At 73.4% G+C, this 12,439-nt stretch carries 14 protein-coding genes; 5 read left to right on the top strand and 9 right to left on the bottom strand.

Translation table 11 applies throughout. From position 1 onward, the window contains the following. Window positions 1-29: 29 nt before the first annotated feature. Window positions 30-659 carry a DUF305 domain-containing protein gene (locus tag ABZ464_RS41960; RefSeq protein ID WP_359287172.1) on the top strand — a complete coding sequence of 210 codons (630 nt, stop codon included), beginning with the start codon at window positions 30-32 and terminating at the stop codon, window positions 657-659. A gap of 32 nt (window positions 660-691) precedes the next feature. On the opposite strand, the gene ABZ464_RS41955 is transcribed toward ABZ464_RS41960, so the two are convergent. The 3 genes from ABZ464_RS41955 to ABZ464_RS41945 all read right to left on the bottom strand — a co-directional run bounded on the left by ABZ464_RS41955 (window position 692) and on the right by ABZ464_RS41945 (window position 2,117). Further along, complete coding sequence (locus tag ABZ464_RS41955; RefSeq protein ID WP_359287171.1) at window positions 692-1,036, bottom strand: hypothetical protein; 345 nt, start codon at window positions 1,034-1,036, stop codon at window positions 692-694. 101 nt (window positions 1,037-1,137) lie between these two features. Further along, window positions 1,138-1,980, bottom strand: coding sequence for a serine hydrolase domain-containing protein (locus ABZ464_RS41950; RefSeq protein WP_359287170.1), 843 nt, complete (start codon window positions 1,978-1,980; stop codon window positions 1,138-1,140). Window positions 1,981-1,991: 11 nt separating this feature from the next. Then, window positions 1,992-2,117 (bottom strand): hypothetical protein, encoded by a 126-nt coding sequence (locus tag ABZ464_RS41945; protein ID WP_359287169.1) that lies wholly within the window; start codon window positions 2,115-2,117, stop codon window positions 1,992-1,994. Window positions 2,118-2,218: 101 nt separating this feature from the next. Here ABZ464_RS41945 and ABZ464_RS41940 point away from each other — a divergent pair, with 101 nt between their 5' ends. Next, window positions 2,219-2,761, top strand: coding sequence for a GNAT family N-acetyltransferase (locus ABZ464_RS41940; RefSeq protein ID WP_359287168.1), 543 nt, complete (start codon window positions 2,219-2,221; stop codon window positions 2,759-2,761). Window position 2,762: 1 nt separating this feature from the next. After that, window positions 2,763-2,990, top strand: coding sequence for a DUF2277 domain-containing protein (locus ABZ464_RS41935; RefSeq protein ID WP_359287167.1), 228 nt, complete (start codon window positions 2,763-2,765; stop codon window positions 2,988-2,990). 99 nt (window positions 2,991-3,089) lie between these two features. Here ABZ464_RS41935 and ABZ464_RS41930 read toward each other — a convergent pair whose 3' ends face one another. The 5 genes from ABZ464_RS41930 to ABZ464_RS41910 form a co-directional block, all read right to left on the bottom strand. Further along, complete coding sequence (locus ABZ464_RS41930; RefSeq protein ID WP_359287166.1) at window positions 3,090-3,704, bottom strand: VTT domain-containing protein; 615 nt, start codon at window positions 3,702-3,704, stop codon at window positions 3,090-3,092. A 204-nt stretch (window positions 3,705-3,908) separates the two neighbouring features. Then, window positions 3,909-4,364: a DoxX family protein gene (locus tag ABZ464_RS41925; RefSeq protein WP_359287165.1), complete on the bottom strand. Its 456-nt coding sequence runs from the start codon at window positions 4,362-4,364 to the stop codon at window positions 3,909-3,911. A 111-nt stretch (window positions 4,365-4,475) separates the two neighbouring features. After that, complete coding sequence (locus ABZ464_RS41920; RefSeq protein ID WP_359287164.1) at window positions 4,476-6,371, bottom strand: FAD/NAD(P)-binding protein; 1,896 nt, start codon at window positions 6,369-6,371, stop codon at window positions 4,476-4,478. A 164-nt stretch (window positions 6,372-6,535) separates the two neighbouring features. Beyond that, window positions 6,536-8,191, bottom strand: coding sequence for an alkaline phosphatase D family protein (locus ABZ464_RS41915; RefSeq protein ID WP_359287163.1), 1,656 nt, complete (start codon window positions 8,189-8,191; stop codon window positions 6,536-6,538). A gap of 78 nt (window positions 8,192-8,269) precedes the next feature. Further along, window positions 8,270-8,914 (bottom strand): HNH endonuclease family protein, encoded by a 645-nt coding sequence (locus tag ABZ464_RS41910; RefSeq protein ID WP_359287162.1) that lies wholly within the window; start codon window positions 8,912-8,914, stop codon window positions 8,270-8,272. Window positions 8,915-9,305: 391 nt separating this feature from the next. On the opposite strand from ABZ464_RS41910, the gene ABZ464_RS41905 reads away from it, so the two are divergent. After that, window positions 9,306-9,893 (top strand): TMEM165/GDT1 family protein, encoded by a 588-nt coding sequence (locus tag ABZ464_RS41905; RefSeq protein ID WP_359287161.1) that lies wholly within the window; start codon window positions 9,306-9,308, stop codon window positions 9,891-9,893. Between the two features lie 185 nt (window positions 9,894-10,078). Further along, a complete protein-coding gene (locus ABZ464_RS41900) occupies window positions 10,079-10,732 on the top strand; it encodes an HAD family hydrolase (protein ID WP_359287160.1) in 654 nt (217 codons plus the stop codon). Between the two features lie 172 nt (window positions 10,733-10,904). Here the strand turns inward: ABZ464_RS41900 and ABZ464_RS41895 are convergent, their stop codons facing one another. After that, window positions 10,905-12,032, bottom strand: a complete 1,128-nt coding sequence (locus ABZ464_RS41895) for a peptidoglycan-binding protein (RefSeq protein WP_359287214.1) — start codon at window positions 12,030-12,032, stop codon at window positions 10,905-10,907. Window positions 12,033-12,439 lie beyond the last annotated feature (407 nt).

Genomic DNA, 12,439 nt, shown 5'->3' with positions numbered 1-12,439 from the left:
CGCACCCATTTCTTCCCAGGAGTTCCCGTATGACCAGCACCACCCGCAGCCCGATCCGCCGCGCCGCCCTGGCGGCGGTGACCGTGACCGCGGCACTGCTCCTCACCGCGTGCGGCGGTGACGCCGAGCCGGCCTCCTCGGCCTCCGCGGCCGCCTCCGGCGGTGAGCACAACGCCCAGGACGTCACCTTCGCCCAGGGCATGATCCCGCACCACCGGCAGGCTCTCGAGATGGCGGGACTCGCCGCCGACCGCGCCTCCTCCGCCCAGGTCAAGGACCTCGCGGCCCGGATCGAGAAGGCCCAGGACCCGGAGATCGAGAAGATGACCGGCTGGCTGAAGGCCTGGGGCGAGGACGTGCCCGAGGAGGGCGCGTCGGCGGACGACTCCATGCCCGGCATGGACCACGCGGGCTCCGGCGGCATGGCCGGGATGATGGACGACGCCGAGATGAAGACGCTGGAGAAGGCGTCCGGCGCGGCCTTCGACACCGCGTTCCTGACCCTGATGGTCGAGCACCACGAGGGCGCCGTCGCGATGGCCGGAACCGAGCGGGACAAGGGCCGCTACCAGTCGGCCAAGGACACGGCCGAGGACATCGTCACCGGCCAGACCGCGGAGATCGCCGAGATGAAGGGACTGCTCGCCGAGAAGAGCTAGGCCTGAAGAGCTAGGCCTGAAGAGCTAGTGGGCTAGTGCTCTTCGCCGGGTGGGGTGCCGTGTGCGTGCTTGAGGCGCGTACGGGCCTCCACCCGGTCCTCGGCGGCGACCTCCGACCAGAAGCGGTGGCAGCTCACGAACACCGCGAGCTCGTGCTCGCGGCGCCGCAGTTTCTCCACCTCGGCCTGCTCGTCGGCCGTCCAGCCCGGGGACGCGGGGCGCTCGATCTTGCGCCAACCGCCCGCGTCGCTGAATCCGTCCAGCGGTTCCACCGACCAGGGGAGCCGCTTCAGCAGGGCCGACAGCTCGGCCCGGACCTGATGCAGCTCCTCCTGACCGGCGCGCAGGTCGCTCGGAAAGTCATAGGTCTTAGCCACACGACAATGGTACGCCTGTTCGATTTTGCGGGGCGAGCTCCTTTGGGGTGTTCGTGTGAACATACGTTCGATGGGGGGTGTGGGGACCGAGGTGCGGGGACTCAGGGACCGGCCGCGCCTCGCCGGAGGACGGTGACGCCCATCCGGTCCGTGCCGTCCGCGTCCCCGTTGAGCCGATGGACCACGACCCAGGCACCGTCCGGCAGCGCCCCGGCGAAGACCGAGGCACGGCCCACCGCCCCGTTGTGCCAGTACAGCGGCCCGGCCGTCTGCCAGCTCGGCGCGGGATCCCCCAGCCGGCGCTCCACCAGCAGCCGTACGACCAGGTCGGCCGTCGCCCGCGGGGTCGCCCACAGACCCCCCGCCGGCAGCATCGCGCCGTCCATCGTCCAGGGCCGCCGCGTTCCCCCGAACCGCCCGGGAGCGAGCAGCCGCCGCTCCGGAGCGGGGCACGCGCTCACCTCCGTGACGTCCAGCGGGCGCAGCACGTGCTCGGTCACCAGCTCCTCGTACGACGCCCCGGACGCGGCGGCGGTCAGCGCCGCGCCGAGCACGGCGTAGCCGAGGTTGGAGTACTCCTCCTCCTGGCCCGGGGGACGGGTGACGAGGGTGTCGAGGCGGGGGAGGAGCGCGTGCAGCGCGGGGCGGTCGAAGGCGGCGTACGGGTCCCGGGGCGGCAGGGGGCCGGGTGGCAGCCGGGGGAGGCCGGAGGTGTGCCGGGCCAGCTGGAGCAGGGTGATCCCGGTCGCGGGGGCCTCGGGCAGCCACCGTTCGACGGGGTCGTCCGGGGACAGCGCTCCGGCCGCCGCCATCCGGGTCAGCACGGTCCCGGTGACGGCCTTGGTGAGCGAGCCGATCTGGACGTACCGGTCGACGGCGTGACCGTCGGCGAGGGCGGGCGGGCCCGCGGAGGTCAGGACACAGCTCGGGACGCGACGCCGCATACGGATCCCCCTCACTCGCCGGCACCGGTCGGCACGGCGCGGCCGGGCGTGCGGCCGGGCGGCGGCAGGACCTCCCGGTCGTCGAGCCGTTCGCGGTGCGGCGCGCTCTCAAGGGCGGGGGGTGCGGAGCCGGGCATGGGTCGTTCCTTCCGGGGCGGGGTGGGGGGTCGTCAGGTCAGTGAAGCCGAGGTCCTTCGGGGGACCGTCGATTGTCGGACCCCCGCTCTACGGTGGAGGCATGGACCCCATCGGTGTGGAGCAGGTGCGGCTGGTGCCCTGGGCGGAGGGCGACTTCTGGCTGCTGCGGCGGACCAACAGTCGGGAGATGACCGAGCATCTCGGCGGCCCGGAGACCGAGGAGCAACTCGCGGCCCGGCACCGGCGGTACCTGGAGCTGCCGGCCGGCCGGATGTACCGGGTCGCGCGCGCGGAGGGCGGCGAGACCGTCGGGGCGATCGGCTACTGGGAGTGCGCCTGGCAGGGGGCGAAGGTGTGGGAGACGGGCTGGGGGATCCTGCCCGAGTTCCAGGGGAGAGGCCTCGCCGTCTCGGCCGCACGGCGGCTGATATCCGTCGTCCGTGAGGAGTCCGGCCGGGGCGGTCACCCCGCCCTGCACGCCTTCCCCAAGGTCGATCACGCCGCCTCCAACGGCGTGTGCCGCAAGGCCGGTTTCACCCTGCTCGGCCAGGCGGACTTCGAGTATCCGAAGGGCAACCCGATCCGATCCAACGACTGGTACGTCGACCTGCGCACCCCGGCGCGGTCAGAGGGAGACTGGTGACATGTGCCGGAGTATCAAGACGCTGCGTCCGCCCGCGCTGCCCGAACAGGCGACGGAGGACGACATCCACGCCGCCGCCCTGCAGTACGTCCGGAAGGTGTCCGGGTTCCGGGCGCCGGCCGCGCACAACAGGGAGGTGTTCGACCACGCCGTCGAGGCGATCGCCGAGGCCACGGCCCAGTTGCTCGGCGGGCTGGAGGTGCGGGGGGCGCCGAGCAGGGCGTCGTAGCACCCGGCGCGCGAGCCGCACAGGCCCGTGCCCGCCGCGGCCGATCCCACGTCGCCGCGGCCGGTCTACGCTGCCGGCCGGTCTACGCCGGCGGCCGCTCTACGCCGCCGGCCGGCGCATGACGTACGCCGCTCCCGCGCCCGCCCCGAAGAGGGCCAGCACGGAGACGCCCGTCGCCAGCCAGGTGGCGCCCAGCCAGTGCGCGCCGAAGTAGCCGAGGGCCACGCTGTACGCGGTCCAGGACAGCCCGGCCAGCGCGGACCAGGGCAGGAAGTCACGGGCGCGGCGGTGCGCGGCGCCGGCGATCAGGGAGACGACCGAGCGGCCGGCGGGGGCGAACCGGGCCAGGACGACCAGCGCGCCGCCGCCCCGGGCGAGGGCCTCGCCGAGACGTTCCTGCGCGGTGGTCAGCCGCCGGGAGCGGGAGATCGCGCGGTCCAGCCGCTCACCGCCCCGCCAGGCCAGCCGGTAGGCCACCAGGTCGCCGAGGACGGACGCGGTCGTCGCGGAGAGCACCAGGACCAGGATGTCCGGCACCTCGTGCGGCACCTGCCCGGCCACCGCCGCGCCCGAGCCCGCCGCCGCGGCGGTGGCCGCCGTGATGACGAGCACCCCGCTCGGCAGTACCGGCAGGAACACGTCCAGCAGGACCGACAGGCCCACCAACGCGTAGATCCAAGGGCTGCCCAGCAAGGCCCCCACACTCTCGAACACCGTTCGCTCCCCCGTGACAATGACAGCCATACAGCGTACGCGTGAGAGGTGACAGAAGGGTCACGGGGGGTGTTTGTGTTCGCACGGCACATTCACTCCCGGACCTGCCCGTGAAGGGCGAGCCTGTGAACACGGGTGCCCTCCCGGTCGTCGTGGCGAGGGCACCCGGCGTACGTCGGTCTGTTATGTCGGTCTGTTGTTCGGTCAGGCCGCGGCGGTGGCCTGCTGGGCGGCCGGCTCGCGCTTCGCGGGCGAGCGCCTGGTGATCAGCCGGTCCACACTCAGGGCGCCCGAACCGGTGAAGACCAGCAGCAGGAAGGCCCAGCAGAACATCGCGGAGGCCTCGCCGCCGTTCTCCAGCGGCCACAGGGCGCCGGGCTGGTGCACCTTGAAGTAGGCGTACGCCATGGAGCCCGAGGCGAGGAACGCGGCGGCGCGGGTGCCGAGGCCGAGCAGCACCAGGACGCCGCAGACCAGCTGGATCGCGGCCGCGTACCAGCCGGGCCAGCTGCCGGTGTCGACGGTGCCGCCTTCCGTGCCGACGGCCCCGCCCAGGACGCCGAAGAGGGAGGCGGCGCCGTGGCAGGCGAACAGCAGGCCGACGACGATGCGGAACAGCCCTAACGCATAGGGCTGTGCGGTGTTGAGGCGAGCGGACATGGTGGGGGGTGCTCCTTCGGTGTCGTGTCGGTCGGACCGTCCGCGTTGGGGACTGGGACGGTCCGTCGGTGGGGGCGGCGGTACCGAATGAGCGATCAACGTTAGGCGTACCTAATCAATGCTTGCAAGTTCAACATTCAGCCATGGCCCGGGCTCCGTCCGGGGTTCCGCTTCCGCCGTCGCCGCACGTAGGACGGCTCTCGCCACCGCGTCCGCGTCCGAAAGCGTGACCGAATCCACGCCCGGGCGGGCGCCCGCCGCCGTCACCCAGTGCACCCCCTCCGTGGGCACCCCGAAGGCGAACCGCCGTGTGTGCGCCCGGCCTTGACGGTCTATCAGGTGATACGGGCGCTGTGTCACGTCCAGTCCGCCGGTGATATGACCGTCGACCGTGTGCGGACGGCACCGGCCGGTCTTCAGCAGCCGGGCCAGCAGCACGTCGGCGGTGCGGCGCAGATCCGGTTCCGGCAGCCGGGCCTCGACGAGCGTGGTCACCCGGACCGCCGAGCCCGGTATCTCCGGGGAGTGGGCGAGCCAGGCCCCGTCCTCCTCGCGCACCTCCAGACGCGGGCCGAGCACCTCCACCACCCCCGCCTCGATCAGCGCGGTCAGCTCCTCGATGCGGCGCCGGGGCGGGCCGATGGACAGAAAGGCGTTGAGCGGGGTGTACCAGCGGTCGAGGTGGTCCCGGCGGGAGGCGCCGGCGAGCCCGCCGTGGTCGACGACCAGCCGCAGCTCGTTGCGCAGATCGCGCAGCACGTCCAGGGCCGCCTTCAGCGGACCCGCCACGTTCCCGCGCTCCGCCTCCGCCGCGTCCCGCCGCAGATGCGCCAGCAGCCACTCCCGCCACTGCCCCGGATGCGCGAACCGCCGTTCCGCGTACGGCCGCGAGATCCGGTCCCAATTCCAGCGGTCGGCCTGCGGCACGCCGAACCCGTCGAGAATCCGGGCCTCTTCGGGGTCCCGGTGCGGCACGGCGAGAAACCGGTCCACGAACTCCGCCCGCCCCGTCAGGGCCGCGTAGTAGACCGTCTCCACCTCCTTGGCCACCAACGGCCAGATGTCCGCCAGGAAATCGGGCGCCTCCCCGGAGTCCGCCCGCTTGCGCAGCCCCGCGATCACCTCCGGCGTCAGCACCAGCGGCAGGTGCCGCCCGTAGGGCCCCTTGGCGTTGTCCCCCCGCGCCTGATACGGCACCCCGCGCCGTGACCCGGCGTGGATCCGGGGCTCGCGGCCCGACGCGACGTACCGCAGCCCGGCGGCGCCCGACCCCGGCTCCGCACGGACGAAGCGGCCGCCCCGCCCCGTCGTCAGCAGGGCCATGTGGTCGAAGAAGTTGAGGCCCAGGCCGCGCAGGAGGACCGGCTCGCCGGGGGCCACGCCGGAGAGGTCGAGGTCGGCCGGGTTGGCGGGGGCGAGGTGGCGCAGACCGTGGCGTTCGGCGTAGGCCGTGTGGCGCTGCTGGGCGCTGTCGGCGATCAGCGGCAGATGGCCCTGGGCCAGCACGACGGCGGACAGGGCGAGCAGGACCCGGCCGTCGTCCAGGGTGAGGACCTGGCGGCCGTCGGCGTCGTCGTCGAGGCGGACCGCACGGGCCGCGTGCGTCTCGACGCGTACCGAGGGCGGCGCCTCGCGCACGGTCCGCGCGAACACCCACTCCAGATAGCGGCCGTAGTGGGCGCGGGTCGGGTACTCGTCCGGGCCCAGCGTGCCGCCCGCCCACTCGTGGAGGCTGGGACCGGGGCGGATCGGGCCGGCGCAGTCCACGCTGTCGTCGGTGAACAGGGTCACCTGCGAGGCCACGGTGTTCATCAGCAGCTCCCGCGACTGCGCGGTGCGCCACACCCGGCCGGGCCCCGGCGGATCGGGGTCGACGACATGGACGGTGAGCCGCACCCCCGGTGGGAGGAGGTCCGCCGCGGACGCGCAGAGGCGTTCCAGGACACTGGTGCCGCGCGGCCCGGCGCCGACCAGGGCGATGACGACGGACGCCGTGGGCGCTTGCACTTCCGCGTTCACTGATGGCAAAGGGATGACTCCCGGGCGTGTGGGGCGCGATGGAGTGGACCGTCCGCCAAGGGTGCTGGAAGCGGACGGTCCGCCTCATCATGCCGCTGGCAGTCACAGAAGCCAACGCGAGCCCCACCGGCCCCAGTTGTCCCGGATACCCCTCATCGGGAGGTCAAGTCGGACTCCTCCACCGTGGCCAACGCGCCCTTTCCACGCGCCTGTTCCAGCCTCAACCGGGCCGAACGGCCGTGCAGGGCCAGGGTCATGAGCTGGTTGCCGAACCAGGGCCCGCCCGTCTTGCGCCAGGCGACGGGCGGCCGCGCACAGCCGCCGTGCCCGGCGAACCGCCGCCCGAGGGCCCGGGCCACCGCGCTCCAGCCGAACCGGAAGCCGGCCCGGATCGACAGCGGGATCGAGTTGTGCACCGGCGAGCAGGTGAGCTGGAGCACCCGCGCGTCCGGGCCGCTGCCGCCACTGCTGCCACTGCCGCCGGGCCATCGCGGCTCGGCCACGTACGCGTGGTGCACATCGCCGGAGAGCACCAGCACCGTCGCCGGCGCGTCGGCCCCCGAGCCGGCCTCGGCGATCAGTTCCGTCAGCGCGGCGAAGGAGCCGGGAAAGGCCGCCCAGTGCTCCAGATCCGCCGCCCGTCTGATCCGCTCCCCGAACCGCGCCCAGCGCGCACCCCGCTCGCCCCGGCACAGGGCCGCGTTCCAGGCCTCGGCGTCGTGCACCAGATGCGGCAGCAGCCAGGGCAGGGAGGTGCCGATCAGGAGATGGTCGTAGGAGCCCCGGTCCTGGAGGGCCTGTTCGCGCAGCCACGCGGCCTCCCCGGGGTCGAGCATCGCCCGCTCGCCCTCGTCGAGGACGCGGGCCGCCCGGGTGTCCACCATCAGCAGCCGCACCCGCCCGAAGTCCCGTCGGTAGCTCCAGCGCACGGACGCGGGGTCGGCGTCGGCGCGGCAGGCGAAGGCGCGCAGGACGTCGGTGGCGTCGGGGGTGGCGCGTACGGCGGCGTAGAGCGGGTCGGCGGCCAGTTCGGCGGGGGAGAGGTTCCCCAGGTGCTGATGGACCCAGTACGACATGAGGCCGCTCAGCAGCCGCTCGCGCCACCAGGGCGTGGCCCGCATGTCGGCGAGCCAGGCGGCGGAGGTGTTCCAGTCGTCGATGACGTCGTGGTCGTCGAAGATCATGCAGCTGGGGACGGTGGACAGCAGCCACCGCACCTCCGGGTCGAGCCAGGACTCGTAGTACAGCCAGGTGTACTCCTCGAAGTCGGCGACCTCGGCGCCGGGCGCGTCCGCGAGGCCTCGGCGGGCCCGTATGCGCTGCTTGACGGCGTCGGAGACCTCGTCGGCGTACACCTGGTCGCCCAGCAGCAGGAGCGCGTCGGGCCGTTCGGCGCCGGGGGCTGCGGCGAGGCGGGCGGCCAGACTGTCCAGGGCGTCGGGGCCGACGGGGTCCTCCGTGTCGGCCGGGGGCGCCGCCCAGCGGCAGGAGCCGAAGGTGATCCGGACGGTGTCGCCGTCGTCCTCGGCCCGGGTCCGGATGACGGAGGGCGGGAAACGGGAGTCGGGCGGCGGCCACACGGACCGGCCGTCGAGGAGCACCTCGTACGCCGTCGTCGTCCCCGGCGTCAGACCGCTCACCGGGACCAGGGCGTAGTGATGGCCCGCCACCTGGAAGGTGCGGGCCGTGCCGCCGGCGCCGTCCGCGCAGCGCACCTCGGCGGCGCACGGACGGCTCGCCTCGACCCAGACGGTCGCGGACGAGGCGTCGGCGTATCTCAGCAGGGGGCCCAGGCGCAGTCCGGCCACGAGATCACACTCCTCCGTCGCCCCGTACGGTACGCAGCGGCGGAGGAGTGTGGGGAGGGCCCGGCACCGACCGTTCGATCAGCAGCTCGCGAGGTAGCTGGTGAGCGCGGACTTCTCGGCCGAGTCGACGGAGAGGTCGTAGTAGTACTTCACCTGCACCCAGGCGCGGACGTAGGTGCAGCGGTAGGAGGTGACCGACGGCATCCACTCGGCCGGGTCCTGGTCGCTCTTCGACTGGTTCACGTTGTCCGTGACGGCGATGAGCTGTGGGCGGGTGACGTCGTTGGCGAACGCCTGGCGCTGGGCGGTGGTCCAGGCGCTGGCACCGGAGTCCCAGGCCTCGGCGAGCGGCACCAGGTGGTCGATGTCGAGGTCGGAGGCGGCGGTCCAGGTGGCACCGTCGTAGGGGGAGTACCAGCTGCCGCTGGTGGCGGTGCAGGCGGAGTTGGTGACGACGTTCGTACCGTCCCGCTTGAGGATGTACTCGCGGGTGTTGCAGGTCCCGCTGATGGTGATCCAGGTCGGGAACAGGTCGCGGTCGTAGCCGGTGCGGTTCTCCGTCGCCACGGTGAGCGAGGCGAGGTAGGAGCGGGCGGTGGCCGCGCTGACCGGGGTGGGGAGGGCGGCGGAGGCGGTGGGGGAGTTGAAAAGCGCGGCGGAGGCTATGAGACCGGTGAGCGCTGCGAGTATGCTCAGTCGTCGACGCGCGTAGAACTTGGGCATGCGAACTCCCTTGAGGGGTGGGGGTGTTGGAGCGCGGGCGGTTGGAATGCTCGCCGCGCCGCATTGCGGGGAGGTGTGCATCCGGTAAGAAGTTAATGACGCGTACATGACACGACAAGGTTTACGACGAAACGATCTCTGTGGGTTTCTCGTACACTGGGCGGAGCAGAAGGGGAGTAGCTCTTCGCCGGACCGTCGACATACTGCTCAGCTCGTCTGAGCCGGCGCCCGGAGGCGGGCCCGTTTTTCCGGGCCGGCCAGCGAGACCTTCGGCAAGCAGTGCACATCCGTGCCCCACGGCACGGATGCCGTGTGCTGCCGTGCCGAGGTGTCGTCGCTCGCGAAGTGCGCGGACTCTCGGTGGGGCGGCCCCCCGACCGATTGAGGAACCTTGATCAGCGTCACCGTCACGGCGGTCGTCTTCGGCGTCGTCTTCCTGGCCGAGCTGCCCGACAAGACCGCGCTCGCCGGTCTCGTCCTCGGCACCCGCTACCGCGCCTCCTACGTCTTCGCGGGCGTCGCCGCCGCCTTCGCGCTGCATGTCGCGCTCGCCGTGGCGGCGGGGAGCGTGCTCACCCTGCTGCCGCAGCAGATCGTGCACGCGCTGACCGGCGTGCTGTTCCTGGGGGGCGCGGCGGTGCTGCTGATGACGAAGGGCGGGGCCGATGGCGATGCGGAGATCCGGCGACCGGAGAACCAGTCCTTCTGGAAGGTCGCGGGTGCCGGATTCATGCTGATCCTGGTCGCCGAGTTCGGTGATCTGACCCAGATCATGACCGCCAACCTCGCCGCCCGCTACGACGACCCGCTCTCCGTCGGCCTCGGCGCGGTGCTGGCGCTGTGGGCGGTGGCCGGACTCGGGATCGTCGGCGGAAAGGCGCTGATGAAGCGGGTGCCGCTGAAGCTGATCACGCAGATCGCCGCGCTGCTGATGCTCGCGCTCGGGGTGTGGAGCCTGTGGGAGGCGGTCGCGGGCTGAGGCCGGCGACCCAGGGGGCGGGTGGGGCGTCGAGCTGAACGCTCGGTGAACGCTTTCCGGGGCGGGTGGCGGTGGATGCCGATTGTTTTGTACCGTGGAGAAACAAAGTGGCTCCCGCCCGTTTTCCCTGACCGGCGGGCGGGGCCGCCTTGTCTCGTCCGTACGTCTTGTGTGGGGAGCCGCTCATGCCGGTCCTGTCCGCCCGTGCCCTCCTGCTCGACATGGACGGCACCCTCGTGAACTCCGACGCGGTCGTCGAGCGGATCTGGCGGCGCTGGGCCGAACGGCACGGGCTGGACGGCGACGAGGTGATGAAGGTCGTCCACGGCCGCCAGGGGTACGCCTCGATGGCCGTGCTGCTGCCCGGACGGCCCATGGAGCAGAACCTCGCGGACAACGCGCGGATGCTGGCGGAGGAGACCGCCGACCTGGACGGCGTGGTGCCGGTGCCGGGGGCGCCGGAGTTCCTCGCCTCCCTGATCGCGCAGGGGGTGCCGCACGCGCTGGTGACCTCGGCGGACGTACCGCTGTCCACGGCGCGGATGGGAGCGGCGGGGCTGCCGCTGCCCGAGCTGCGGATCACCGCCGAGTCGGTGGGGGCGAGCAAGCCGGACCCCGAGGGCTTCCTCAAGGGCGCGGCCGAGCTGGGGATCGCTCCGGAGGAGTGCGTGGTGTTCGAGGACTCCGGAGCCGGGATCGAGGCCGGGCGCGCCGCCGGGATGCGGGTCATGGGCGTCGGGGCGCGGGCCGGGGTGCACGGGCCGGACGTGGTGGTGCGGGACCTGCGCGAGGTGCGGGTGGAGGCTGTGGCGGGTGGGGTTCGGATTCTGGTGGGGTGAGAGTCCCCGGGGGGCGGGAGGGTCGCTGCGGCTGCGGCTGCGGCTGCGGTTGGTGTTGCGGCTGACGGCTGACGGCTGACGGCTGACGGCTGACGGCTGACGGCTGACGGCTGGTGCGGCTGCGATGGCTGTTGTGGCGCCTGCGGCCCTTCGGGCGTGCGGCCCCTTACGGCTACGGCTCCTTGGTCTCCGACTCCAGTCGTGCCCTCGTTGCCGCGCCGTAGACCCCCAGCTCGTCCTCCTGGATGCCGCGGGACCACTGGTAGTTGCGCAGGGCGGTTTCCACCTCGCTGGTGAAGGTGCCGTTCGCTTCGCTGTTGTACAGAGACAACTGGTGCAGCCGGAGCTGGAGTTCGGTGACCTCGTCGCCCTGGTCGCCCAGGCGCAGGACGGGCGCGGCGATGGTCTCCTGGCTGTTGTCGGCCTGGCTGTCGGCGCTGATGGTCCCGGTGGCGCGGGCCGTGGGGGCGGCCGTCGTGCTCGACGTGGCCGAGGGGGAGGCCGACGGCGGGGCGCTCGACTCCGGGGTGGTGGGCGAGGGGCTCTCGCTCTGCGCGGAGGACGGCGGGGCGCTCGACTTCGAGGGGGAGGCGGAGCCGCTCGTGGCGGACGCGGAGGCCGCGCTGGTCGAGGAGTCGGGGACTGCGGCCCGTACGTCCTTCGGGGCGGCCCCGTCGCGCGTCGGCTTCTCGTAGGTGAACAGCCCGCTCGCGAACCCTGCCGCGGCCACCACCGCCACGGCGGCACCGGCGGCCGCGATCACCAGGGCCCGCCGACGCCGGCTGCGCGGCGGCTCCTCGTCGTCCGCTCGGCGCCCGTCCGCCGCCCCCGGCCCCTCGAACAGACTCAGGTCGGCGGTACCGGGCTCGGCACCCGGCAGGATCCGCTGGAGCGGCTGACTCCCGTGCGCGGTGCCCGAGGGGGTCCGCGGGATGGGCCGAGTGCCGTCCGCCAGGCCCGGGGGGATGTGCGGGATGGGCCGAGTGCCGTCCGCCAGGCCCGGGGGGATGTGCGGGATGGGCCGAGTTCCGTCTGCGGCGCCGGACGGGGTGCGGGGGATGGGTCGAGTCCCGTCCCCGGGGCCGGACAGGGGGCTGGGAATGGGCCGAGTTCCGTCCCCGGGGCCGGAGGGGATGTGCGGGATGGGCCGGGTCTCGTCCGCGGCGTCCGAGGGGATCCGCTGGAGCCGCATCGTCTCGTCTGCGGCGGGCGCGGCCCGCGGCGGTGCGGGCGCGTCTGCGGCGGGCGCGGCCCGCGGCGGTGCGGGCGCGTCGGCGGCGGGCACCGCCCGCAAGGGCATGGTCACATCGACGGCGTTCCCGGCCGCGCCGGCACTCGCCCCGGCGCCTCCCCTTGTTCCGCCCTGGCTCGCTCCTGCGCCTCCCCTTGTTCCGGCGCCCTGGCTCGCTCCCGCGCCCCCACTCAGGCCCGGACTCCCCACCGAGCTCCCGCCGGCCCCCGAGCCGCCCTCGCGGCCCAGGCCTGCGCCCGCCGTCCCAGAGCCCCTGCCGCGGCCCAGGCTTCCGCCGGCTTTCCCCGAGCCGCCCTCGCGGCCGAGCTCTCCACTCGCCGTCCCCGAGCCCCCGCCGCGGCCCAGGCTTCCACTGGCCGTCCCCGAGCCGCCCTCGCGGCCGAGCTCTCCACTCGCCGTCCCCGAGCCCCCGCCGCGGCCCAGGCTTCCACTGGCCGTCCCCGAGCCGCCCTCGC

The organism is Streptomyces sp. NPDC005820 (assembly GCF_040630255.1).
Lineage (GTDB): Bacteria > Actinomycetota > Actinomycetes > Streptomycetales > Streptomycetaceae > Streptomyces.
This window is presented reverse-complemented; position numbering and strand designations above follow the sequence as displayed.